The following is a 22,006-nucleotide window of genomic DNA, read 5'->3' as shown; positions in this document are numbered from 1 at the left end:
GACCCGGACGTCGCAGACCTCGTGACGGACGTCCTGCGCGCGGCCGGCGAGATCACCGGCGGCTCGGCCGCCGTGTCGGGGCCCCGATGGGGGAGCATACGCGCTCGACCTGCGCGGCCCGAGCATGGCGGTGGACACGGCGTGCTCGGCGTCGCTGGTCGCCCTCCACCTGGCCGTGCAGGCCCTGCGGTCCGGCGAGACCGACGTGGCGCTGGCCGGCGGGGTCAACCTCATCCTGTCCCCCGGCGAGACGCTGACCCTGGACGCCGCGGGCACGCTGGCACCGGACGGGCGGAGCAAGTCGTTCGACGCCGCCGCCGACGGGTACGGGCGGGGCGAGGGCGCGGTGGTCGTGGTGCTCAAGCGGCTCGCCGACGCCGTACGCGACGGAGACCGGGTCCTCGCGACCGTCCGCGGCAGCGCGGTCAACCAGGACGGCCGTACCGCGGGCATCATGGCGCCGTGCGGCCAGGCGCAGGAGCACGTCATGCGCCGCGCGCTGCGGCAGGCGGGCGTCGAGCCGGGCACGGTCGGCTACGTCGAGGCGCACGGCACCGGCACCGCGGTCGGCGACCCGCTCGAAGCCGGCGCGCTGAGCGCTGTCTACGGGAAGGGCCGGCCGCCGGAGCAGCCGTGCCTGATCGGCTCGGCCAAGTCCAACATCGGTCACCTCGAGGGCGCCGCCGGGATCGCCGGCCTGGTCAAGGCCGTCCTGGCGCTCGAACGCGGTCAGATCCCGCCGAGCCGGCTCGACACGCCCACTCCGGCCGTCGACTGGGAGGGCGCCGGGCTGCGGGTGGTCGACGCGCCGACGGCGTGGCCCGGGTCCGCGCATCCGCGCCGGGCCGCGGTCTCCGCCTTCGGCTACGGCGGCACCGTCGCCCACGTCGTACTCGAACAGGCGCCGCCGGCAGAGCCACCCGCAGAAGGGACCGCGGGCCGGCTGTTCCCGGTGTCGGCCGCGTCGCGGGCGGCGCTGCGGCAGGCCGCGGGAAACCTCGCCGGCGTCGTCGGCGACCTGCCGGCGGCCGGCGTCGGGCACACGCTCGCGCTGCGCCGCGCCCACCTGCCGCACCGGGCGGTGGTGGCGGCGGAGGATCCGGCCGCGCTGGCCGACCGGCTGCGCATCCTGTCGGCCGGCACCCCGCACGACGCGGTGACCACCGGGCAGGTGCTCGTCGATCCCGGTCCCGGCCCGGTGTTCGTGTTCTCCGGACACGGCTCGCAGTGGGCCGGCATGGGCCGCGAACTGCTGGAGACCGAGCCGGCGTTCGCCTCGGTGGTCGACGAGCTGGAGCCGGTGTTCGCCGCCGAGATCGGCTTCTCGCCACGGAAGGCGCTCACCGAGGACGAGCTGACCGAGGTGGACCGGATCCAGACCATGATCTTCGTGATGCAGCTCGGCCTGGTCGAGCTCTGGCGGGAGTACGGGGTGCGTCCGCACGCGGTCATCGGCCATTCGGTCGGCGAGATCGCCGCCGCCGTGACGGCCGGGGCGCTGAGCCGCCTGGACGGAGCCCGGTTGATCTGCCGGCGCTCCCGGCTGCTTCGGCGGGTCGCCGGTCGCGGTGCGATGGTCATGGTGCAGCTGCCGTTCGCCGAGGCGGCGCGGCTGCTGGGAGACCGTGCCGACGTGGTCGCCGCGATCGCGTCGTCGCCCGGCTCGACGGTCGTCTCCGGCGATCCCGACGCCGTGGCCGAGGTGCTGACCGGCTGGCTCGAGCAGGGGATCCCGGCCCGCCGGGTCGCCTCTGACGTGGCCTTCCACGGGCCCCAGATGGATCCGCTGCTGGCCGAGCTGACCGCCGCCGCGGGCGACCTGACGGCCGACGCCCCCGGCATCCGCGTCTACTCGACGGCGCTGGACGATCCACGGACCAGTCACGGCTTCGACGGCGCGTACTGGGCGGCCAATCTACGCCGGCCGGTGCGCCTGGCCGACGCGGTCGCGGCGGCCGCGGCCGACGGATACCGCGCGTTCGTCGAGATCTCCCCGCACCCGGTGGTCACCCACTCGGTGCTGGAGACGCTGAGCGCGGGCGGGCACGAGGAGATCTTCGTCGGCGCGTCGTTGCGGCGCAACCGCCCGCCGCGCGTCACCCTGCCGGCCAGCGTGGCCGCGGCCTACTGCGCCGGCCTCGATGTGGACTGGCATCGCCTGCAACCGGCCGGTGGGCCGGTCGTGCTCCCCACGTACCCGTGGCAGCACCGCAGGCACTGGCGTGCGCCGTCGGCACCGGACACCGCCGGTCGCGGCCACGATCCGGACACGCACACGCTGCTCGGCGACGGCATCGAGCTCGCGGGCTCCGACGTACGGCTCTGGCGGACCGGCGTGGACGACCAGACCCGGCCCTATCCCGGCAGCCACGCCATCGAGGGCGTGGAGATCGTGCCGGCCGCCGTGCTCGCGGCGACCTTCTTCGCCGCCGCCGGAGGTCAGACGCTCGGCGAGGTGACGATGTCGGCGCCGCTGCTGACCGCCGACCGCCGTGAGGTCCAGGTCGTACGGCAGGGAACCGGGCTGCGGCTGGCCGCCCGTACCGCGGGCGAACCGGACGCCGCCTGGCAGATGATCGCCACCGCGACGGTGCCCGCCACGCCGGGAGAGGCGCCGGCCCCACCGGCGCACGCGCTCACCCCGGCGGAGCCGGACCTGATCATGCAGCGGCTCGCCGCCGTGGGAGTGCCCGGAACCGGGTTCGACTGGACGGTCGAGGAACTGCTGCGCGGCGACGGCGCGCTGCGCGCCCGGGTACGGTGCGGGCCGGCCGCCACGTGGGCGCCCGTTCTGGACGCGGCGATGTCGGTGGCGCCGAGCGCGTTCCCCGGCGATCCGCTGCTTCGCATGGTGACGCACGTCGATCGGCTGGTCGCGGTCGGAGAGCCACCGGACACGGTGGACATCGAGGTGTGGCTCGACCCGGAGCGCGCCGACACGGTGCAGGTACGGGTGACCGACGGCGCCGGTGACGTCGTCGGCTGGCTGTCGGGGCTGCGGTACCCGGTGATCGACGTGCCGGCACCCGCGGAGAACGGCGCCGACGGCGCGCGGCCCGCCGAGTCCATCGCCGACCTGGGGCCGGAGGAGCTGCGCGCGTTCCTCCTGGAGGAGGTCGGCGCGCAGATCGCCAAGGAGATGCGGCTGGCCCCGGGCGACCTGCAGCCGTACCGGCCGCTGGTCGAGCAGGGGCTGGACTCGGTGCTGACGGTGGTCGTCCGGCGGCGGCTGGAGAAACGGTTCCGCTGCTCGCTGCCGACGACCCTGCTGTGGCAGCAGCCGACCGTCGCCGCGGTCTCCGACTACATCGCCGGGCTGGTGTCCCCCTCAGGTGCCGAAGCGGGGTGAGGGAGGTCAGGCGGTGGTGAGGGTGGCGGGGTCGGTGTTGGAGCCGCAGAGCACCACCGCCACCCGCTCGCCCGGGGCCGGGGTGTAGGCGCCCGCCAGCAGCGCCGCGTACGCGGTCGCGCCGGCGGGCTCCGCCGCCACCCGGTGCCGCGCCCAGAGGGTGCGCCGGGCCTCGATGATCGCCTCGTCGCTCACCAGCACGCTCCGCACCCGAGGCGACGAAAGGATCTCGAACGGGATGGCGCCGAGCCTGGTCGCGCCCAGCGCGTCGGCCGCCACCCCGCCGACCTCCACCGGCACCGGCTCCCCCGCCCGCAGCGCCTCGTGCAGGGTCGGGATCCGCTCGGGCTCCACCGCGACGATCCGCGGCCCGGCCTCATGAACGGCCCCAGGCGCACGTCCTTGCGCGCCCCCGGGCGTACCTCCCGGCACGCCGCCGGAGGTGCCCAGGGTGATCCCGGCGGCGAAGCCTCCGCCGCCGACGGCGACCACCACCGTGTCCACGCCGCCCGTCTGCTCCACGATCTCCAGCCCCGTGGTGCCCTGCCCCGCCACCACCTCGGCCTGGTCGTACGCATGCACCGCCAGCGCGCCCGTCTCGGCGGCGCGCTTGGCGGCGGCCTCGGCGGCCTCGGAGTAGATGGCGCCGGTCTGCGTGACGTGCGCCCCCAGCGCCGCGAGCCCCGCCACCTTCACCGGGCTGGTCACCTCGGGCACGAAGATCTCCGCCCGCACCCCCAGGGACCGCGCCGCGTACGCCACCGCCAGCCCGTGGTTGCCCCCGCTGGCGGCGATCACCCCGCTGGGCGGCAGCTCACCGGCCGACAGGATGCGGTTGAACGCCCCCCGCACCTTGAACGACCCCGAGTGCTGCAACAGCTCCAGCTTGAAGAAGACCCCGGCCGAGATTTCGAGGACCGGCGTGCGGAGCACGTGCCCGTCGATACGACCGGCCGCGGCCAGCACATCCGAATAATCCACAGTGTCACTATGCCAGGGCCTGTGAGATGTCGGCCCAGAGGTCCTCGGGGTGCTCGATGCCCACCGCGATGCGTACGGTGCCCTCGCCGATCCCGCTCCTGACCAGCTCCTCGGCGCTCAGCGCGCGATGCGAGGTGGTGGCGGGGTGCAGGACGAGCGTCTCCACGCCGCCGAGCGAGGGAGCGAGCAGCGCCAGGCGTACGGAGCTCATGAACTTCTCCCCCGCAGCCCGCCCGCCGGCGAGGTCGAACGAGAGCACCCCGCCGAAGTCCGACAGCAGCTTCCCGGCCAGCTCGTACGAGGGATGCGAGGAGAGCCCCGGCCAGTGCACCGCGGTGACGGCGGGGTGCGAGGCGAGGCGGGTGGCGAGGAAGCGGGCGTTGGAGCAGTGCCGTTCCATGCGCAGCCCCAGCGTCTGCAGCCCCCGCAGCGACAGCCAGGCCGCGAACGGGTCCGCCGAGGCCCCCAGCTCGATCGCGAAGTGCCACACCTTCTCGTAGAGGGAGTCGGAGGCGAAGACGGCGATGCCGCCCACCACGTCGGTGTGCCCGGACAGGTACTTGGTGGTGGAGTGGACGACGATGTCCGCCCCGTGTTCGATGGGCCGGGAGAGGAGGGGTGTGGCGAACGTGTTGTCCACCACGGACAGGATCCCCAGCTCGCGGGCCGCCGCGCACATCCCGGGCAGGTCGGCCACCAGCGTCATCGGGTTGCTGATCGTCTCCAGGTAGACCAGGCGGGTCTCCGGCCGGACGGCGGCGCGCAGGGCGGCGGGGTCGTTCTCGGGCACGTACGACACCGTGATCCCGAACCTGCCCACCAGGTCGTTGATCATGGCGGCGGTCCCGCCGTACAGGGAGGCCTGGGCGATGAGGTGGTCGCCGGGCTTGAGCAGCCCGAGCAGGACGGTGTTGATCGCGCCCATGCCCGAGCCCGTGGCGATGGCCGCGGTCCCGCCCTCCAGGTCGGCGACGGCCAGCTCCAGCGAGCGGACGGTGGGGTTGGTGTAGCGCGCGTACACGAACGGCCCGTCGGCCCGGCCCATCGCGTCGGCCATCACGGCGGGGTCGTCGAAGCTGAACCCGGACGTCTGGTAGATCGGCATGGTGATCGGGCGGCTGCCCTCGATGGAGGGTTGCGGCACGTGAACGGCGCGGGTCTCCGGACGGAGCATCTCAGGACGGGATTCGGTCATATACCAAGGATCGCCGCGGAGGAGGCCCGATGTGAGAGCCAATACGGCAGAATTGGTCCATGAATGGGGCCAATCTCGATGATCTCGTCGATCTGCTGGGCCGCTGGGCGTCGGGCCGCGGCCCGCTCTACCTGCTGCTCGCGGCCAGGCTGCGGGCCCTGATCGACGACGGCGTGCTGCCGCCGGACCAGGCCCTGCCTCCCGACCGGGTGCTCGCCAGGCGCCTCGCGGTGGGCCGGGGCACCGTGGTGGCCGCGTACGACCTGCTGCAGCAGGAGGGCCGCGTGCTGCGCCGCCAGGGCAGCGGCACCCGGGTGGCCGCGCTCGACCTGCCCTCGACGCGGACCGCCGACAGCGTGGCGGCCAACCCGCTGCTGCTGCACCTCCTGCACCCGCCGGACGGCGTGCAGCTCCTGACGTGCGCCGCGCCGGAGGACCCACCGGCCGCGATGTTCGAGGCGTACGAGGAGGCGAGCGCGCGGCTGGCCGGGACGCGTGACCTGGGCTACCAGCCGGCGGGCAACCCGGCCCTGCGCGCGGCCCTGGCCGCCTACTACACCGGCCGCGGCGTGCCCACGACGGCCGACGAGATCATGGTGACCACGGGCGCGCAGCAGGCCATCACGCTGCTGACCGGCCTGCTGCTGGCGCCCGGTGACACGGTGCTGGCCGAGACGCCGACGTATCCGGGCGCGCTGGAGGTGTTCCGGCACGCCGCCGCCGTCATCCGGCCGGGAACGGCGGAGGACCTGCGCGAACGCCCCGCCCTGGCCTACTTCGTCCCCACCGGCCGCAACCCGGACGGCTCCATCATGGACCGCCCGGCCCGCAGGCGGCTGACCGCGCTGGCCGCCGAGCACGACGTGCCGCTGATCGACGACGAGGTCTGCGCCGAGCTCTGTTTCACCGGCGAGACTCCGCCTCCGCTGGCCTCGTTCAAGGGGGGCGAGAACCTGATCTCCGTCGGCTCGCTGAGCAAGCTCGTCTGGGGCGGCCTGCGGGTCGGGTGGATCCGCGCGGCGGCGCCGCTGGTCTCACGGCTGGCCAGGCTGCGAGCCGTGCACGACCTGGGCGGCGAGGTCTTCAGCCAGCTCGCCGCCGTCGCCCTGCTGCGCCGCCTGGACGAGGTGCGCGCGGCGCGCGTGCGCACGTTGCGGGAGCGCCACGACCACCTGTGCGCCGAGCTGCGCGCGCACCTGCCGTCGTGGTCCTTCGAGCCGGCGCTGGGCGGCCAGACCATCTGGGTACGGATCCCGCGCGGCGACGTCGACTCCTTCTCCCAGGTCGCGCTCAGGCACGGCGTCGCGGTGCCGCCGGGGAGGTCGTTCGACCCGCTCGGCGGGCACGCCGACCGCACGCGCGTGCACTTCCTCTTCCCGGAGCAGGAGCTTTCGCGAGCGGTGAACAACCTGGCCGTGGCCTGGGCGGACTACGACGGATCGGGCCGCTCGGTCTCCCGCCACCCCCTGATCGTCTGACAGGGTGGACCCCATGGAGACGACCTTCGTACTCGTGCACAGCCCTTCCGTCGGGCCGTCGACATGGGCGCCCGTGGCCGAGCTGCTGGAGCGCCGCGGGCACGCGGCCGTGGTGCCCGACCTGACCGGCGTGGCGGCGGGCGGCGCGCCGTACTGGCCCCGGGTGGTGGAGGCGGTGCGCGCGGCCACCCCGGACACTCCCGTCGTGCTGGCCGTGCACAGCAACGCCGGATTCTTCCTACCGCTGATCAAGGAGGGGCTGGGCGAGCGGGTGGTGGCGTGCGTGTTCGCCGACGCGCACATCCCGCCGCGCGACGGCCTGATCAAGGTCGCGGAGGAGAGCTTCCTGCCGTTCCTGCATGACCTGGCGGGCCCCGACGGCGTGCTGCCGCGCTGGACCGACTGGTGGGACGAGGAGGACGTGGTGGCCATGCTGCCCGATCCCGCCGTACGCATCCGGGTGGCGGCCGAGCAGCCGCGGCTGCCGCTCGACTACTACACCCAGCTCGTCCCCGTGCCCTCCGGCTGGGACGACGTCAGGTGCTCGTGCCTGTGGTTCGGGCCGCCGTACGAGAACGTCGCCGAGGACGCGGCCCGCCGAGGCTGGCCCGTGACCCGCGTGCCCGGCATGCACCTGCACCAGCTCGTCGACCCGGAAGGCGTCACGGAGGCGCTGCTCAAGCTCTCGCGGAAGTCGTGAATTCTTCACTGCCGCCCCGCGACCAGCCCCGGAACACTCGTACGCATGACAGCGATCAACGTGCACGGGCTCAGGAAGAGCCACCAGGGGTTCGAGGCGGTGAAGGGCATCTCGTTCGAGGTGGCGGAAGGTCAGATCTTCGCGCTGCTGGGCCGCAACGGCGCGGGCAAGACCACCACGATCGAGGTGCTGGCCGGCTTCCAGCGGCCCGACGGCGGCACCGTGCGGGTGCTCGGCCTCGACCCGTACGCCGACCGCGCGGCCGTCAGGCAGCGCACCGGGATCATGCTGCAGGAGGCCGGGTTCTTCCCTGACCTGACGGTGGCCCAGACCGTCGACACCTGGCGCGACTTCACCGCCGCGCCCCGGGCCCGCGACGAGGCGCTGGAGCTGACCGGGCTGACGGCCAAGCGGACCACCAAGGTGCGCCAGCTCTCCGGCGGCGAGAAGCGCCGGCTCGACCTGACGCTGGCCCTGCTGAGCCGCCCCGACGTGCTCTTCCTCGACGAGCCGACCACCGGCATGGACCCCGAGGCACGCAGGAGCACGTGGGACGTCGTCCGCGACCTCGCCCGGCAGGGCACCACGATCCTGCTCACCACGCACTACCTGGACGAGGCGCAGCGCCTGGCCTCCGCCATGGCGATCATGGACGCGGGCGAGGTCGTCGCGTCGGGCGACATGGCGGAGACCCTCGCCGCCCGCTCCGGGCGGGTGGCGTTCCGGCTGCCCGCGCACGTGGACCCCGGCGACCTGCCGCTGCCCGTCACCGTGGAGGGCGAGACGGCCGTCTGCCGCGCCGACGACCCCGACCTGGCCGCGCAGACGCTGCTGACCTGGGCGGCCGGCCGCGGCCTGCGCCTGGCGGGCCTCGAGGTGCGCCCGGCCACCCTCGAAGACCTCTTCCTGGAGAGCGCCCGATGAGCCTGACCGCCACCTACCGCCTCGGCACGCGCCTGTTCTGGCGGGACAAGAGCATGCTGTTCGCCTCGGTGATCACCCCGGTGGGGCTGGTCGTGGGGATGCCGCTGCTCATGAAGCAGGTGCGCGACGCCTCGTCGGCGGCCTCGATCTTCCAGAGCTCGATCTCGGTGCTGCTGGCGATCACCGCGTTCATGAACGTCGCCGTCGCCCTGACCGCCCGCCGCGACCAGCTCATCCTCAAGCGGCTGCGGGCGAGCCGGCTGACGGACGGGCAGATCCTGATCGGCCAGATCGCCAGCACGGCCACGCAGACCGTGGCCCTGATCATGCTGTCCACGGTGGCCGTACGGTTCGTGGCCGGCGTGCCGCTGCCCGCCGACCCGCTGGGGTTCGCCGCCATCACGGTCGCGGGGTCGGCCGTGCTGTCCCTCCTCGGCGCCGCGTACACGGCCGCGATCCCGCGCTTCGAGCTGGCGGCCGCGTTCACCATGCCCGTCTTCCTGGTGGCCGGGGTCTCCGCGGGCGCGATGGGCCCCATCCCGCTGCCCTCGTGGCTACGCCCCGTCCTCGACCTGCTGCCCACCACCGCCGTCGTGAACGCCGTCAAGACCGGCGACCTCGCCGTGCCCGCCCTGGTGCTGGCCGCCTGGACGCTCCTCGGGCTGGTCGCGATCCGGCTATGGTTCCGCTGGGAACCTCGCAGATCATAAGAAAGGTCATCATCGTCGCTGTGGTCTCGTCATCGGCCAGGAAGCTCGCCGGCGGTCTCATCATCGCCGTCTCGGTCGCCTACACGGTGATCGCGCTGCTCTACTTCCGGTGGGGGCCGGGCTACGGGGCGGCGAGCGGGGTCGCGATCCTCGCCGTGATCTCCACGCACTACCTGAACATGCGGGCGGGCCTGCGCGGCGAGCGCCCGCCCCACTTCCCGCTCACGCTCGTGCTCCAGGCGGTCGCCACGTACCTGCCGGATTTCCTGCTACCCGGCGGGATGTCGGCGGTGTCCGCGCCGATGCTGGCCGGGACGCTGCTGGTGTTCCTGCCGCTGGGCTGGGGCGGCGCGCTGGTGGGACTCATGATGCTGTACGAGGGCGCCGTGCTGGCGACGGGCTCCGACCTGGTGGTCGTGCTCTTCTACACGGTCACCGTGCCGACGACGGGCGCCATGATCTACGCGCTGGTGCGGTTCGTCCGCGTGGCCGCGGACCTGGAGCAGGCCAGAGCCGAGCTGGCCGACGCCGCGGTGCTCAAGGAGCGCCTGCGCATCTCCCGCGACCTGCACGACGGCCTCGGGCGCAGCCTCACCGCGATCGCGCTCAAGGGCGACCTCGCCTCCCGGCTCGTGGAACGCGACCCCACCGCCGCCCGTACGGAGATGGGTGAGCTGGTGCAGGTCGCCAGAGAGGCGGCCCAGGATGTACGTCAGGTGGCCAGGGGCTACCGGGCGATGTCGCTGACGGGCGAGGTGGACCGGGCGGTGGCGCTGCTGGAGTCGTCGGGCATAGGCGTGCAGGCCCACCTGGCGGACACGGCGATGCCGAGACGCTCGGAGGAGGCCCTGGCCTGGGCCGTACGCGAGGCGGTCACCAACGTGCTGCGCCACAGCAGGGCCACGACCTGCACGATCACCACGTCCGTGAACGGCGGCACGCTCCGGCTCGAGGTGGCCAACGACGGCGCCCCCGAGTCCGCGGGCTCCGCCGGAGGGGGCCTCACGGGGCTGGCGGAGCGGGCGGCCCAGGCAGGCGGCTCCTGCACCGCCGCCCCGACCGGCACCGGCGGCTTCCTCCTGGCCGTGGAGGTCGCAGCATGATCAGGGTGCTGCTCGCCGAGGACATGCACATGATCCGCGCCGCGCTCACCGCCCTGCTCCGCCTGGAGCCGGACATCGAGGTGGTCGCGGAGGTGACCCGGGGCGACGAGATCGTGCCCGAGGCCCTCCGGGTCCGGCCCGACGTCGCGGTCGTGGACATCGACCTGCCGGTCGTCGACGGCATCACCGCGGCCGCCACGCTCCTGGAGCGCCTTCCGTCGTGCCGCGTCCTGGTGCTCACGGCCATGGGCCAGCCGGGCCACGTACGCAGGGCGCTGGCCGCGGGCATCGAGGCGTTCCTGGTCAAGGACGCGCCGGGCGACCGGCTGGCGGACGCGATCAGGCGCACCGCGTCCGGGCTGCGCGTGCTGGACACCGAGCTGGTGTCCTCGGCCATGCAGTACGGCGAGAGCCCTCTGACGCCCCGCGAGTCCACGGTGCTCAAGGAGGCCGCCAGGGGCGCCTCCGCCGAGGAGATCGCCTCCCGCCTCCACCTCTCCCCCGGCACCGTACGCAACTACCTGACCGGGGCGATCACGAAGACGGGCGCCCGCAACAAGATCGACGCCATCCGCATCGCCGAGGACGCCGGCTGGCTGTGACCCTCCTCTGGGTCAGATGTCGGTGATGCGCAGCCCGGCGTGGGCCTTGTAGCGGCGGTTCACGGAGATGATGTTGGCGGTGAGCGCCTCGATCTGGTGAGCGTTGCGCAACCGCCCCCCGTACACGCCGCGCACGCCCGGGATCACCTCGGCCAGCGCCTGCACCGTGTCGGTGGCCTCGCGGTCGTCGCCCAGCACCAGCACGTCGAGGTCCACCTTCTCCACCGCCGGATCCATCAGCAGGACCGCCGACACGTGGTGGAAGGCCGCCACCACCCGGCTGTCGGCCAGCACCGCCGCGGCCTGCTGCGCCGCGCTCCCCTCCTCGACCGGCAGCGCGTAGGCGCCCTGCTTGTCGAAGCCGAGCGGGTTCACGCAGTCGACCACGATCTTCCCGGCCAGCTCGGCGCGCAGGGACTCCAGCAACGCCTTGTGCCCCTCGTACGGCACCGCCACGATCACGATGTCGGCCTGGGCGGCGACCACGGCGTTCTCGGCGCCGGTCGCGCCCGCCCCGATGTCGCCGGCCGCGTCCTGGGCGCGCTGCGCGCTACGCGACCCGATCAGCACCTGATGCCCCGCCAGCGCGAACCGCCGCGCCAGCCCCTTCCCCTGGTCGCCGGTGCCGCCGAGGATGGCGATGGAGAGTCCGCTCACGTCTGTCATACGCCAGATAATGCCACCTCGCCGAACGGCCCCCGACCCGCCCACCCCTACCGAGCTGCCCTTCCACCGGCCGAGTGGGTGGCCAGCGGCCGGCCGGGCCCGGGCGATGCCGAGCGAGCAGCCGGCCGGGCCCGGGCGAGGCGGGCCCGGCCGGGACGCGGGTCAGCAGTTGCCGGTGGCGGGCAGCCCGAGTATCCGCAGGGCCAGCCATTCGATGGCCAGCGGCCCTCCTTCGACGGCCCCCGAGACGTGGTCGGGCGCGGGCAGCGCGGTCCACCGTACGGTCACCCCGGCCCGGCAGTACTCGGACCGCAGGGTGGACCCCACGGCGAGCGGGATGATCTCGTCGCCCTGCGCGTGATACAGGAACATCGGCACCCGCGGAGCCACGGCGCCCAGGCGGTTCTGCCCGAGCCGGACCAGCCACTTCGGCTGGTTGAGCAGGTCGACCGGGCTCAGGTCGGAGAAGCTGAGCCCCGCCAGCTTGCCGAGGTCGCCCACGCAGTCGTCGGCGGCGTCGGCGAGCAGGGCGCGGCCCCGGTCGTTGAGGTCGGCTTGGAGGTTCAGCTCGGGGTAGGCCGCGTCGAGCCCGACCCCGGCCGCGGCCGCCAGGCCGAAGTTCGGCCCGCCGTCCAGGTGGTCGGCGACCGCGTGCAGGTCAGCGGGCACGCCGCCGGCCGCGACCCCCTTGAGCCGCAGCTCGGGCGCGTACGACGGCTGCAGCTGCGCCGCCCACCCGGCCGACGAGCCGCCCTGGGAGTAGCCCATGACGGCGACGGGCGCCCCGCTCGACAGCCCGGCCCCGGACACGCGGGTGGCGGCCCTGATCGAGTCGAGCACGGCGTGCCCCTGCGAGATCCCGGCCATGTACGTATGCGGCCCCGGCGTGCCGAGCCCCTCGTAGTCGGTCATGGCCACCGCGAACCCCTTGAGCAGGAAGAGACTCACCAGCGCGAGCTCGGCCTCCCGGCCCTGGCTCATGCTGACCGAGGGGGCGCACTGGTCGCCGAGCCCGTGGGTGCCCACGGCGTACCCGATGACGGGGCGCGCGCCGAGCGGATAGCTGCTCTTGGGCACGAGCAGCGTCCCCGACACGGTGTTGAGCGCGCCGGTGGCGGAGGTGGAGTTGTAGCGGAGGTGCCAGGCGTTGACCGGGACCTCCAGCAGCTTGCCCGGCAGGAGGTAGACGGTCGTGGGCTGGGCGGAGACCACGTCTCCCGGAGCCGCGGCGCGGGCCGGGGTCGTGGTGAGGGACATGATCAATAACAGGATCATGGACATGCTGACGCGGACACGTAAGGTCATGTGCCGCCCCTCTCCGTGAGGACCACATACTTGGGACGGCGGCGCCGCGAGCCGATCGTTACCCGGGAGTAACCCCGTGTCAAGGGTTGAAATGACGCGGAAACGCACCTCGTGTCAGCACATCACTTCCGGATCAGCCACCCCCGGACGTGCGGGTCGTGCACCATGGGTGACATGGACTCAGGATCGGTGGCCCTGCTACGCGAGCTCCTGGCCGAGACCGGCTGGCTCGAACGCGCCCGCGAGCTGGGCGTCGCCCTGCGTGCCACCCGCTCGCCCGGCGGCCTGCTCCTGGTCGGCACCCCTGACGAGGAGCCCTGGCACCTGACCGCGCACCTCGCCGACGAGGCCAGGTTCTCGGGGCTGTCGCAGCTCACGCCCACGCTGGTGCGCTGGGCGCCGCCCGCCGACGCCCCCGCCCACCTCCGCGTCGGCCTGGAGCGCCTGGAGCGGGCGGCCCGGGGCGAGACGCTGTTCGTGCTGACCGAGCAGCAGGCGCCGGTGCCGCTGCTCGAACGCGTGAACGACGCGCGGCGCACGGGCGCGACCATCCTGGCCATCGAGGGCGGTGACCGGGAGCTGGCCGGCCTGGCCCATGACGCCATCCAGGTGCCGCGCGAGGGGCTGGTGACGTTCGACGGGGCGCAGCACCTGGTGAGCGCGGCGGCCGGAGAGCAGGAGCGCCGCCCCGGCCTGCGCGAGCGCCTGGCCCGCCTGCTGGAGAAGGTCAGCGGTCCCCAGCTGGCGGACTAGCCAGACGGTCCTCGACCGGCGGCTCGGCCGTGCGGTCCTCAGCCGGCTGGCCGGCCGCACGGTCCGCGGCCGGCGGACCGGGCAGGCGTCCGCTCAGCGACGTGCCGAGCGCCGCCGTGGTCTCCTCGATCGCGCCGATCACCACGGCCTGCACCGGGTCGGGCTCCCCCGATCTCGTACGGCTCACCCGCGTGACGGCGTCGAGCCTGCGCGCCCCCACATCCCGGATCTCGCTCACCCGCACCTCGCCCTCGGGCACGTCCAGCAGAGCCAGCGCGGGCACGATCGCCACCCCGTGCCCCGCCGCCACCAGCGCGAGCGTCGGCCCGAACTCGGTGATGACGTGCACCTTGCGCGGCTCGAACCCGTGCAGCCCGGCCAGCCGCTCCAGCGCCTGGCCGCACGCCTGGTTCGGCTCGCCGGCCACCCACGGCTGCTGCATCAGGTCGGCGACCGTATGGGGGTCGGGCCAGTCGGGCGGCAGCACGATGCGGTACTCGTCCACGTAGAGCAGCCGGGTGCTCAGCGACGGCTGCGACAGCGCGGGCAGGCTCATGTCCTGTTCGGTGATGAGCACGTCCACGGCCCCCATCCGCAGCTCCTGCAGCGCGGGCTGGCCGTAGATCTCGTGGATGGTCGGAGTGATCTTGGGGTGGCGTGCGGCCAGGTCACGCATGGCGGGGACCAGCACGTGCTTGATGACCGTGGGGAAGGCGGCGATGCGCACGGGACCGGCCAGGCGTTCGGTGAAGCGGGTGAGCTCCCGCCTGGCCTCCAGCAGCTCCTCCTCCACGCGTTCGGCGTAGCCGGCGAGCACCCGTCCGGCCGGGGTGAGTGAGACGCTGCGCTGGGAGCGGTCGATGAGGGCCAGCCCGACCTCGCGTTCGAGCTGGGCGAGTTGCTGGGAGACGGCGGAGGGGGTCAGGTAGAGCGCCTCGGCGGCCCGCATCACGCCACCGCGGCGGGCGACCTCGTGGAGAATGCGCAGCCGCCGTGGATCAATGTCCATGCAGGTCAGCTTACGCGCACCTTTAGGTTTCTTTATTTGTGCTTCAGCACCTTGGATCCGGACAATGGCCGCCATGGATCTCGTCCTCGCCGCCGCCGGCTGGGCCGGCGCCGCGCTGCTGCTGGCCGGGTACGCCCTGGTCACATCGTCCCGGTTATCCGGGGACGGCGTGACGTACCAGATCGTCAACCTCGCCGGCTCGGTCGGGCTGATGGTCAACAGTGCTTACAACGCCGCCTGGCCGTCGGCCGGGCTCAACCTCATCTGGGCGGGCATCGGCGCCGTGGCCCTCGTCAAACTCGCGCGAGCAGGAGTCTCCAAATGATCGTCGAACTCAGTCACCGCATCGTGGACGGGATGGTCACCTATCCCGGCATCCCCGGCCCGAAGCTGGGGACGCACCTGAGCCGGGAGGACTCGCGCGCGGTGTACGCGCCGGGCACGGAGTTCCACATCGGCGTGATCACGCTCGCCGCCAACACCGGCACCTACCTGGACACCCCGTACCACCGCTACGCCGACGGGCCCGACCTGTCGCAGGTGCCGCTGAGCAAGCTGGTGGACCTGCCCGGCCTGGTGGTCCGCGGCGGCGAGGGCCGGCAGGTGGTGATCGACGAGGGTCTGGACGTACGCGGAAAAGCCGTGCTGATCCACACCGGCTGGGACCGTCACTTCGGCACCGACGCCTACCTGCACGGCCACCCCTACCTCGCGCCCGGGTCGGCGCAGTGGCTGGCCGAACAGGGGGCGGCGCTGGTGGGGATCGACTCGCTCAACATCGACGACACCCCGCCGCACGGCGAGCGCCCCGCCCACTCGATCCTGCTGAAGGCGGGGATCCCGCTGGTCGAGCACCTGACGGGCCTGGCGGAGCTGCCCTCAGGCGGTTTCCGCTTCCATGCCGCGCCCCCGATGGTCGCGGGCATGGGGACCTTCCCCGTCAGGGCGTACGCGATCGTTCCCTAGTCTTCTTCCTCAGCCTCGTCCCAGGCCTTGTTGCGGTCGGCGGCGCGCTGCAGCGCCCCGGCCGCCTCCTGCTCTGAGGCGTAGGGACCCATCCGATCCTTGTTGGGGCAGCCCTGCTCGGGCTCGACCCGCATGTGCTTGAGACAGAACCACCACTGGCCTTCGCTCACGAGGTCAATTCTGCCCCGTAGACTCATGTTTCATGACGACACTGCTCCAGCCCGGCCGAGTTTCGCCCATGCGAAAGGTTCCCGCCCACATCGAGCGGCCGGAGTACGTCGGCAAGAAGCGCCCCAGGACCGGCGAGTCCGACGTGAAGAGCCCCGAGATCATCGAGCGCATGCGGGTGGCCGGCCGGATCGCCGCCCAGGCCCTCGATGAGATCGCCAAGCACATCCAGCCGGGCGTCACGACCGACGAGCTCGACCGGATCGGCCACGAGTTCCTCATCGACCACGGCGCCTACCCGAGCACGCTCGGCTACAAGGGCTATCCCAAGTCGCTGTGCACGTCGATCAACGAGGTGATCTGCCACGGCATCCCCGACGACACCGTGCTCCAGGACGGCGACATCGTCAACGTCGACATCACCGCCTACATCGGCGGCGTCCACGGCGACACCGACGCCACCTACCTCGTGGGCGAGGTGGACGAGGAGTCGCGGCTGCTGGTGGAGCGCACGCGCGAGGCGATGATGCGGGCCATCAAGGCGGTCGCGCCCGGACGGCAGCTCAACGTGGTCGGGCGGGTCATCGAGGCGTACGCCAAGCGCTTCGGCTACGGCGTCGTGCGCGACTTCACGGGCCACGGCATCGGCACGAGCTTCCACTCCGGGCTGATGGTGCCCCATTACGACGACCCGTCGCTGCGGGTGGAGCTGGTGCCGGGGATGACGTTCACGATCGAGCCGATGCTCACGCTGGGCACGATCGAGTACGACATCTGGCCCGACAAGTGGACCGCGGTGACCAAGGACCGCAAGCGCACGGCCCAGTTCGAGCACACGATCGTGGTGACCGAGACCGGCAGCGAGATCCTCACCCTCCCCTGAGGTCCGGGAGGGCGGCGGTTCGTCACCGGCGCCTGGGCACCACCCCGGTCACCGTCGTGCCCTGTCCCTGCACGCTGTTGACCGAAAGACTCCCGCCCATCTCCGCGAACACCGCCCGCATCCTGGCGATCCCGCTCCCCGTGCCCGTGGGGGGAAAGCCCTGCCCGTCGTCGCTGATCGTCATGCGCAGCCCGCTGTTGGAGACGGTCACCGCGATGGACACGGTGTGGGCCCGGCTGTGCAGCTCGACGTTGGACAGGGCGTCGTCCATCGCGGCCATGACGCCGCGTAAGACCCGTGAGGAGACGTCGGTGGCGGGCAGCGCCCAGGTCTCCACGACGATCCCCGTGCGCTCGGACCACTCGGTGAGGTAGCTCTCGAGCGCCTCCCCCAGACTCTGCCCCCCGCGCATCCGTGTCTCTTCCGACAATGGTTTCGCCTTCCTCGGCACGCCGGTCCCGCGCCGGTCCCCACTCCGGCGCTCCAACCTGGCGGTGCGCATCCCCCCTCAAGGCCTACGCACGCTGACTGATGCGGTTATGCCCGTCTCCCCTGCGAGACAGGCTACCGGCCGGTCCAGAGACGTGTAGTGGGAAGATAGAAGGCCATGGCCGAACCGCTACTCGCCCATGCGGCCGCGGGAGAAGGGCTACTCGCCCTTGTCGGCGCGGTTGAGGCGGGCGAGATAGGCGTTGTAGGAGTCGAGGTCGGCATCGCCCCCGCCCGAGCGGTCGGCCCGCCTGTCGGTGCGCCGGGCCTGCCGCTCGTCGTCCCTGTACCACTGCGCGGCGATGGCCAGCAGCACGAGCAGGGTCGGGATCTCGCCGAACCCCCACGCGATGGCCCCGCCGTCGCTCTGGGTCTGGAGCAGCGTGTCACCCCAGGTACGGCCGAGCTGCTCGTACCAGCCGGAGGCGATCACCGTGCCCATCATCATCAGCGCGATCCCGAAGAACGCGTGGAACGGCATGGTGACGAAGAGCATCAGCAGCCGCCCGACGTACGGGAGCCGGTTGGGCCCGGGATCGATGCCGATGATGACCCAGAAGAACAGGCACCCGCTGAGCAGGAAGTGAAGGGTCATCCAGATGTGCCCGAGATGCTCTTGCATGGCCGACTCGAAGAGCGGCGTGAAGTACAGCGCGTACGTCGAGGCCACGAAGATGGCCGTGGCGACGCCGGGATGCGTGATGACCTTGGCGAACCGGCTGTGCAGGATCGTCGTGATCCACTCCCGCGGCCCCCGGTCGCCCCGGCGCGCGGCGGGCTTGAGCGCGCGCAGCGCCAGGGTGACGGGGCCGCCGAGGACCAGGAAGATCGGCACGACCATGGAGAGCGTCATGTGCTCGATCATGTGGATGTCGAACATGACCTTGGCGTACCGGGACAGGCCGCTCTGCGTGGCGAAGACGAGCAGGGCCACCCCGATGTACCAGGAGACCGTGCGTCCCCACGGCCACTTGTCGCCGCGCCGTATCAGCCGGTAGACGCCGAGCCCGTAGAGGCCGCCCAGCACGGCGGCGACCGCGGCGAAGAACAGGTCGAACCACCACAGGGTGAACACGTTGCCGAGCGTGATCTCGGGGGGAAGCGGGAAGCCGAGCAGCTCGAACGCCCGGTCGGCGGGCACGCTGAACTCGGGCGGCGGCGTGCGCGACAGCGCCACGGCCACGCCGACGGTGGCGAGCATGAGCAGGAACTCGCCGGAGGCCAGCCGGGTGAACGCGTGGGGCCTGCCCTTCCGCAGGTCGGCGACCGTGCGCTGCCTGTGCCAGTAGCCCACGTAGCCGAGCAGCACGAAGGCCACGATCTTGGCCACGGCGAGCAGGCCGTACTGGCTGGTCCACAGGTCGGACAGCGCACCCAGCCGCGCGACCAGGCTGAACACCCCGGAGACGCCGACACCGGCGTAGCACCAGACGGCCATGTCGGAGAAGCGCGCCGCGGCGATCTCGAGCTGCGGCTGCCGGCGGATCGCGTGCAGGGCCAGCACGGCGAGCCCGCCCACCCACAGCGCGAGCGCGAGCAGGTGCAGCGACACCGCCGACGTGGCCAGGTCGTGGTTGGGCGAGGACGAGCTGTGCCCGGTGAGGGGCACAGGCAGCAGCGTCGCCAGCGCGAACACCAGCAGCCCCGCCGCGGCCCCGGCGGTGATGGCGCCGCGTGAGAACAGCGCGATCGCCACCCCGAACAGCACCACGAGCGTGAGCGCCACGCCCTGCGTGGTCTGGGTGGCGTAGCTGGTGAGGAAGGGGCCGCTGAGGATCTCGGGCACGGTCCTGCCGATGGACTCGGCGGTGCCGAACACGATGCCGGCGAAGGCCGACCCGGCCCAGGCCAGCGCCGCCCACGAGGCGGCCTTGACGTATTCGACGCCGCTCCTGCCGAGCACGCCCTTGTCGTTGGGCAGCAGCGCGGCGGCCATCAGCAGCAGGCCGACGGTGGCCAGGCCCGAGACGTCCATGGCCAGCTTGGACAGCGGCAGCCCCCACCGGACGACCGCTCCGGAGTCGGGCAGCCCCGGGATGATCCTCGGGAACGCGCGGCCGCCGGCGATCATGCCGATCACCAGCGCGACGACCGCGGCGGCCGCCCCGGCGAGCCCCAGACGCGCCGCCTTGCTCATGGCTTCTTTCTCCGCGCGCTGAGCAGGAAGCCGATGCCGATGCCGATGAGCGCGCCGATCACGATGACCAGCCAGACCGGGAACGTCCCCGCTTGGGAGGCCGACGCCTGGTCAGTGGCCGCCGCCGTCTCACTGGCCGAAGCCTGGGCCTGGGCGGGCGCACTGGCGCTTGCAGATGCCGCGCTCTCGGAGACGGCAGGGGTGGGGGACGGCGGCGTCTCCGCCCCCTCCACCTTGAACGGGATCTCGCCCTCGATGGGATGCCCGTCGGACGACACGACCCGGTAGGCGATCGTGTATTTCCCGTCGGGCAGCGGCCCCTCGACCGCCTGCGTCACCACCTTGCCGTCCGCCTCGGGCTTGCCGCGCTGATGCTCGGCGTCGCCGGGACCGCGCACGATGACGTACGGCAGGCGCACGCCGGCGGTGAACTCCAGCCGCACCTCCTCAAGGGCCTTGACCTCGGCGCCCTTGGCCGGGGAGCTGCTCTTGAGCGCGTCGTGCGCCAGCGCGGGCGGGGCGGTGACGAGCACGAGCAGGGCGGCGGCGACAGCGGCGAGTGCCGCGAGCGGGGATCTCTTCATGACATCCTCAAGGCTACCGACGCCGCCACCCGGTCCTGACCTCGCTACAGCCCCGCGCAGGCCAGCGCCCGCTGGTAGGCCTCCACCGCGCCGTCGGAGTCGCCGAGCTGCTCCAGCGTCTCGGCGGTGGCGTACCAGGTGGCGGCCGAGCGGCGGGAGTCGGGCAGCGGGACGAGCCAGTCGCGTACGTTCGCCACGTACCTGCCCGCGTCGTCGAGGCGGCCGGTGGAGCCGTAGATCGAGCCGAGGAGGAGATTCGACTCGGCACCCAGCACATGCCCGAACTCAGGGAGCAAATCCCTGGCGATCATGGCATGCTCAGCGGCCTTGTCGAGGTCACCTGTCATGTATTCCGCGCAGGCCAGCTCCATGTGGAGGCGGGCTCGGTCGATCGTGCTGGTTGAGGTCCCCTCGAACTCCGCAACCGTCTTGCGCAGCACGTCACGTACGGCCGCGGCCTCGGCGGGTCGGCCCCTGAGCCGCTTCTGCAGGAGCGCTAGGCGCATCCTGGCGATGCTGCGGGGCTGGCCGTTCTCCAGCTGCACGGCCATAGCCCTCTCGGCGAATGACAACGCCTCCTCGTTGTGGCCGGTGGCGTAGGCGACATTGGAAGCCATCCAGTTGGCGGCCACGATCGAGCGGGGCGAGCCGAGCACGTCAGCCGCGTTGAGCAGTTCGGCCGCGAACTGGCGAGCCCGCAGCAGGTCGCCGCGCTCCATGTAGGCCGACAGCAGAGTGGCGGCGAGTTCGACAAGGAGATCGGTCCACTGGCGGCCGTTGCCGCCGAGCATCTGCTCTCCTACCTCGACCGCCTCGGTCAGCCGCTCGCTGTCACGGTAGACGCGGCAGAGCACCATGGCGATCTCAATGCGGCGCTCGGAGGGGAGCTCCTCGTCGCGGAGCCTGAGGAGCATGGGGATCGCCTGATCGAGATCGCCGCAGGCCTCGGTCGCGAGAGCGAGACCGAATTCGGTGTCTTGACGAAGTGCAGTGAGCCCTGTCAGGTTGTTGTTCGCCAGCAGCTCGGCGAAGCGCGCGCGGGCCTCGTTGACTTCACCGTTCTCGAGCGCGAGCCTCGCGTAGCCGAGGGCCAGCTCGATGTCCTCCATCTGCTCGGCAGTCACGCCATTGACGAGATAGGACAGCGAGCAGTCGAGTTTCTGGGCCAGCAGCTCCAGGACGGCGGGGGTAGGGGTACGCTTGCCACTCTCGATCAAGGAGACATAGCTGTCAGACAACTCGGGATGCGCCAGCTGCGCCTGCGACAGGCCGCGCTGTCGCCGAACCGTCTTGATACGGAGTCCGACCAGGTCAGAGGTAGTCACAGTCGTCGCTCCCTGAGAATATGAGTCCATGCAAGCCCACATAGGCGAGGGAGAACCCCCATGCGTATGCGCATTGCCCTGTCCGTTCTGGTCGCCGCGATCACTGTCGTGGTGACCACTGGTGGTAATGCTACGGCCGCGAGTGCCGAAGTGTCGCCTGTCTACCAGAGTATGGACGAGAGTCATTGCTGCTGACATAGGCCGGTGAGAGAGGGCGCATGGCACGTGCTAATCCTTACCAGTGCCTCCAGCCCGCACGCTGGGGTAGGCGTTTCGTGTGTGCGCCCCTCTTCTCGCATCCATCTCATTGGCATGCGATCCCACCTGCACCGCTGACCAGCGCGGGGCACGAAGCCTGCCGGCTCCGCCCATAGGCTGATCTTCACGTTACCGGCCGCGTCTACATTCCCTCTACAACGCGGCTCGGGCCTTTACGCAACGGCCATTCTGATTAAGCTGACGCAGGTGTATCCGTTCGCGATCAACGGGAGGCGCATGACGGCCGGCCTGGCGCTCCGATTTTTGGGCCCGGTCGTCGGCATGATCGACGACCAGGTGATCGATCTGGGGACACCGCGCCAACAGGCAATCATGGTGATGTCGGCGACGCGTTCCGGGCGAGTGGTCATCATGAGCCAACTGATCGAGGGCTTGCGGAGGGCTCTCCCCCTCCCAGTGC

General features: G+C 72.1%; 21 protein-coding genes and 1 pseudogene. 12 read left to right on the top strand and 10 right to left on the bottom strand.

What is annotated here, in order from left to right; translation table 11 throughout:
* Positions 1–106: 106 nt before the first annotated feature.
* Both AB0J64_RS48255 and AB0J64_RS48250 read left to right on the top strand, forming a co-directional pair.
* Positions 107–2,497 (top strand): annotated as a pseudogene (locus AB0J64_RS48255) (type I polyketide synthase); the annotation flags it as partial.
* A 75-nt stretch (positions 2,498–2,572) separates the two neighbouring features.
* Complete coding sequence (locus tag AB0J64_RS48250; RefSeq protein WP_364043152.1) at positions 2,573–3,349, top strand: phosphopantetheine-binding protein; 777 nt, start codon at positions 2,573–2,575, stop codon at positions 3,347–3,349.
* Between the two features lie 6 nt (positions 3,350–3,355).
* Here the strand turns inward: AB0J64_RS48250 and AB0J64_RS48245 are convergent, their stop codons facing one another.
* Entirely contained in the window at positions 3,356–4,330 is a 975-nt protein-coding gene (locus AB0J64_RS48245) for a pyridoxal-phosphate dependent enzyme (protein WP_364043148.1), read from the bottom strand.
* Positions 4,331–4,337: 7 nt separating this feature from the next.
* A complete protein-coding gene (locus tag AB0J64_RS48240; RefSeq protein ID WP_364043146.1) occupies positions 4,338–5,525 on the bottom strand; it encodes an aminotransferase class I/II-fold pyridoxal phosphate-dependent enzyme in 1,188 nt (395 codons plus the stop codon).
* A gap of 59 nt (positions 5,526–5,584) precedes the next feature.
* On the opposite strand from AB0J64_RS48240, the gene AB0J64_RS48235 reads away from it, so the two are divergent.
* From AB0J64_RS48235 to AB0J64_RS48210, 6 genes are read left to right on the top strand one after another with little or no spacing between them, the layout of a single operon-like run.
* Positions 5,585–7,003, top strand: a complete 1,419-nt coding sequence (locus AB0J64_RS48235; RefSeq protein ID WP_364043144.1) for a PLP-dependent aminotransferase family protein — start codon at positions 5,585–5,587, stop codon at positions 7,001–7,003.
* 13 nt (positions 7,004–7,016) lie between these two features.
* Positions 7,017–7,703, top strand: a complete 687-nt coding sequence (locus AB0J64_RS48230; RefSeq protein WP_364043142.1) for an alpha/beta hydrolase — start codon at positions 7,017–7,019, stop codon at positions 7,701–7,703.
* A gap of 45 nt (positions 7,704–7,748) precedes the next feature.
* Positions 7,749–8,627, top strand: coding sequence for an ABC transporter ATP-binding protein (locus AB0J64_RS48225; RefSeq protein WP_364043140.1), 879 nt, complete (start codon positions 7,749–7,751; stop codon positions 8,625–8,627).
* Positions 8,624–9,337 (top strand): ABC transporter permease, encoded by a 714-nt coding sequence (locus AB0J64_RS48220; RefSeq protein ID WP_364043138.1) that lies wholly within the window; start codon positions 8,624–8,626, stop codon positions 9,335–9,337. The genes AB0J64_RS48225 and AB0J64_RS48220 overlap by 4 nt, the downstream gene beginning before the upstream one ends.
* Before the next feature lie 20 nt (positions 9,338–9,357).
* Positions 9,358–10,440, top strand: coding sequence for a sensor histidine kinase (locus AB0J64_RS48215; RefSeq protein WP_364043136.1), 1,083 nt, complete (start codon positions 9,358–9,360; stop codon positions 10,438–10,440).
* Positions 10,437–11,042, top strand: coding sequence for a response regulator transcription factor (locus AB0J64_RS48210; RefSeq protein ID WP_344985491.1), 606 nt, complete (start codon positions 10,437–10,439; stop codon positions 11,040–11,042). Before AB0J64_RS48215 ends, AB0J64_RS48210 begins: the two co-directional genes overlap by 4 nt.
* A gap of 12 nt (positions 11,043–11,054) precedes the next feature.
* On the opposite strand, the gene npdG is transcribed toward AB0J64_RS48210, so the two are convergent.
* Together npdG and AB0J64_RS48200 are read right to left on the bottom strand one after the other, a co-directional pair.
* Positions 11,055–11,708, bottom strand: a complete 654-nt coding sequence (npdG, locus tag AB0J64_RS48205) for an NADPH-dependent F420 reductase (protein ID WP_364043134.1) — start codon at positions 11,706–11,708, stop codon at positions 11,055–11,057.
* Positions 11,709–11,870: 162 nt separating this feature from the next.
* Entirely contained in the window at positions 11,871–13,013 is a 1,143-nt protein-coding gene (locus tag AB0J64_RS48200; RefSeq protein WP_364043132.1) for a lipase family protein, read from the bottom strand.
* 174 nt (positions 13,014–13,187) lie between these two features.
* Here AB0J64_RS48200 and AB0J64_RS48195 point away from each other — a divergent pair, with 174 nt between their 5' ends.
* Positions 13,188–13,766, top strand: coding sequence for a hypothetical protein (locus AB0J64_RS48195; protein ID WP_364043130.1), 579 nt, complete (start codon positions 13,188–13,190; stop codon positions 13,764–13,766).
* Here the strand turns inward: AB0J64_RS48195 and AB0J64_RS48190 are convergent.
* The gene (locus AB0J64_RS48190; protein WP_364043128.1) at positions 13,741–14,775 is read right to left on the bottom strand and encodes a LysR family transcriptional regulator; all 1,035 of its coding nucleotides are present in this window, start codon (positions 14,773–14,775) and stop codon (positions 13,741–13,743) included. The two genes, AB0J64_RS48195 and AB0J64_RS48190, sit on opposite strands and share 26 nt — an antisense overlap.
* A gap of 73 nt (positions 14,776–14,848) precedes the next feature.
* Between AB0J64_RS48190 and AB0J64_RS48185 the strand changes: the two genes are divergently transcribed.
* Complete coding sequence (locus tag AB0J64_RS48185; RefSeq protein WP_364043127.1) at positions 14,849–15,100, top strand: hypothetical protein; 252 nt, start codon at positions 14,849–14,851, stop codon at positions 15,098–15,100.
* Complete coding sequence (locus AB0J64_RS48180; protein ID WP_364043126.1) at positions 15,097–15,741, top strand: cyclase family protein; 645 nt, start codon at positions 15,097–15,099, stop codon at positions 15,739–15,741. Before AB0J64_RS48185 ends, AB0J64_RS48180 begins: the two co-directional genes overlap by 4 nt.
* Here AB0J64_RS48180 and AB0J64_RS48175 read toward each other — a convergent pair.
* Positions 15,738–15,911 (bottom strand): hypothetical protein, encoded by a 174-nt coding sequence (locus tag AB0J64_RS48175; protein WP_344985502.1) that lies wholly within the window; start codon positions 15,909–15,911, stop codon positions 15,738–15,740. The two genes, AB0J64_RS48180 and AB0J64_RS48175, sit on opposite strands and share 4 nt — an antisense overlap.
* Before the next feature lie 32 nt (positions 15,912–15,943).
* On the opposite strand from AB0J64_RS48175, the gene map reads away from it, so the two are divergent.
* Positions 15,944–16,792 (top strand): type I methionyl aminopeptidase, encoded by an 849-nt coding sequence (gene map / locus AB0J64_RS48170; RefSeq protein ID WP_364043124.1) that lies wholly within the window; start codon positions 15,944–15,946, stop codon positions 16,790–16,792.
* 22 nt (positions 16,793–16,814) lie between these two features.
* Here the strand turns inward: map and AB0J64_RS48165 are convergent, their stop codons facing one another.
* From AB0J64_RS48165 to AB0J64_RS48150, 4 genes are all read right to left on the bottom strand, one after another.
* Complete coding sequence (locus AB0J64_RS48165) at positions 16,815–17,204, bottom strand: ATP-binding protein (RefSeq protein WP_364043122.1); 390 nt, start codon at positions 17,202–17,204, stop codon at positions 16,815–16,817.
* Between the two features lie 237 nt (positions 17,205–17,441).
* Complete coding sequence (locus AB0J64_RS48160; protein ID WP_364043120.1) at positions 17,442–19,418, bottom strand: cytochrome c oxidase assembly protein; 1,977 nt, start codon at positions 19,416–19,418, stop codon at positions 17,442–17,444.
* The gene (locus AB0J64_RS48155; RefSeq protein ID WP_364043118.1) at positions 19,415–20,002 is read right to left on the bottom strand and encodes a copper resistance CopC family protein; all 588 of its coding nucleotides are present in this window, start codon (positions 20,000–20,002) and stop codon (positions 19,415–19,417) included. The genes AB0J64_RS48160 and AB0J64_RS48155 overlap by 4 nt, the downstream gene beginning before the upstream one ends.
* Before the next feature lie 44 nt (positions 20,003–20,046).
* Positions 20,047–21,327 (bottom strand): tetratricopeptide repeat protein, encoded by a 1,281-nt coding sequence (locus tag AB0J64_RS48150; protein ID WP_364043116.1) that lies wholly within the window; start codon positions 21,325–21,327, stop codon positions 20,047–20,049.
* Positions 21,328–22,006 lie beyond the last annotated feature (679 nt).

It is taken from the genome of Nonomuraea sp. NPDC049695 (assembly GCF_040674955.1).
GTDB classification, from domain to species: Bacteria; Actinomycetota; Actinomycetes; order Streptosporangiales; family Streptosporangiaceae; genus Nonomuraea; species Nonomuraea helvata.
The sequence above is the reverse complement of the archived record's forward strand: the minus strand, read 5'-3'. Positions and strand labels throughout refer to the sequence as shown.

What these genes read in the sequence shown, in the direction of transcription:
- AB0J64_RS48250 (WP_364043152.1), top strand. Translation starts at nt 2,573, where the DNA reads ATGATCGCCACCGCGACGGTGCCCGCCACGCCGGGAGAGGCGCCGGCC.
- AB0J64_RS48240 (WP_364043146.1), bottom strand. Translation starts at nt 5,525, where the DNA reads ATGACCGAATCCCGTCCTGAGATGCTCCGTCCGGAGACCCGCGCCGTT.
- AB0J64_RS48235 (WP_364043144.1), top strand. Translation starts at nt 5,585, where the DNA reads ATGAATGGGGCCAATCTCGATGATCTCGTCGATCTGCTGGGCCGCTGG.
- AB0J64_RS48230 (WP_364043142.1), top strand. Translation starts at nt 7,017, where the DNA reads ATGGAGACGACCTTCGTACTCGTGCACAGCCCTTCCGTCGGGCCGTCG.
- AB0J64_RS48225 (WP_364043140.1), top strand. Translation starts at nt 7,749, where the DNA reads ATGACAGCGATCAACGTGCACGGGCTCAGGAAGAGCCACCAGGGGTTC.
- AB0J64_RS48220 (WP_364043138.1), top strand. Translation starts at nt 8,624, where the DNA reads ATGAGCCTGACCGCCACCTACCGCCTCGGCACGCGCCTGTTCTGGCGG.
- AB0J64_RS48210 (WP_344985491.1), top strand. Translation starts at nt 10,437, where the DNA reads ATGATCAGGGTGCTGCTCGCCGAGGACATGCACATGATCCGCGCCGCG.
- npdG (WP_364043134.1), bottom strand. Translation starts at nt 11,708, where the DNA reads ATGACAGACGTGAGCGGACTCTCCATCGCCATCCTCGGCGGCACCGGC.
- AB0J64_RS48200 (WP_364043132.1), bottom strand. Translation starts at nt 13,013, where the DNA reads ATGACCTTACGTGTCCGCGTCAGCATGTCCATGATCCTGTTATTGATC.
- AB0J64_RS48195 (WP_364043130.1), top strand. Translation starts at nt 13,188, where the DNA reads ATGGACTCAGGATCGGTGGCCCTGCTACGCGAGCTCCTGGCCGAGACC.
- AB0J64_RS48190 (WP_364043128.1), bottom strand. Translation starts at nt 14,775, where the DNA reads ATGGACATTGATCCACGGCGGCTGCGCATTCTCCACGAGGTCGCCCGC.
- AB0J64_RS48185 (WP_364043127.1), top strand. Translation starts at nt 14,849, where the DNA reads ATGGATCTCGTCCTCGCCGCCGCCGGCTGGGCCGGCGCCGCGCTGCTG.
- AB0J64_RS48180 (WP_364043126.1), top strand. Translation starts at nt 15,097, where the DNA reads ATGATCGTCGAACTCAGTCACCGCATCGTGGACGGGATGGTCACCTAT.
- map (WP_364043124.1), top strand. Translation starts at nt 15,944, where the DNA reads ATGACGACACTGCTCCAGCCCGGCCGAGTTTCGCCCATGCGAAAGGTT.
- AB0J64_RS48165 (WP_364043122.1), bottom strand. Translation starts at nt 17,204, where the DNA reads ATGCGCGGGGGGCAGAGTCTGGGGGAGGCGCTCGAGAGCTACCTCACC.
- AB0J64_RS48160 (WP_364043120.1), bottom strand. Translation starts at nt 19,418, where the DNA reads ATGAGCAAGGCGGCGCGTCTGGGGCTCGCCGGGGCGGCCGCCGCGGTC.
- AB0J64_RS48155 (WP_364043118.1), bottom strand. Translation starts at nt 20,002, where the DNA reads ATGAAGAGATCCCCGCTCGCGGCACTCGCCGCTGTCGCCGCCGCCCTG.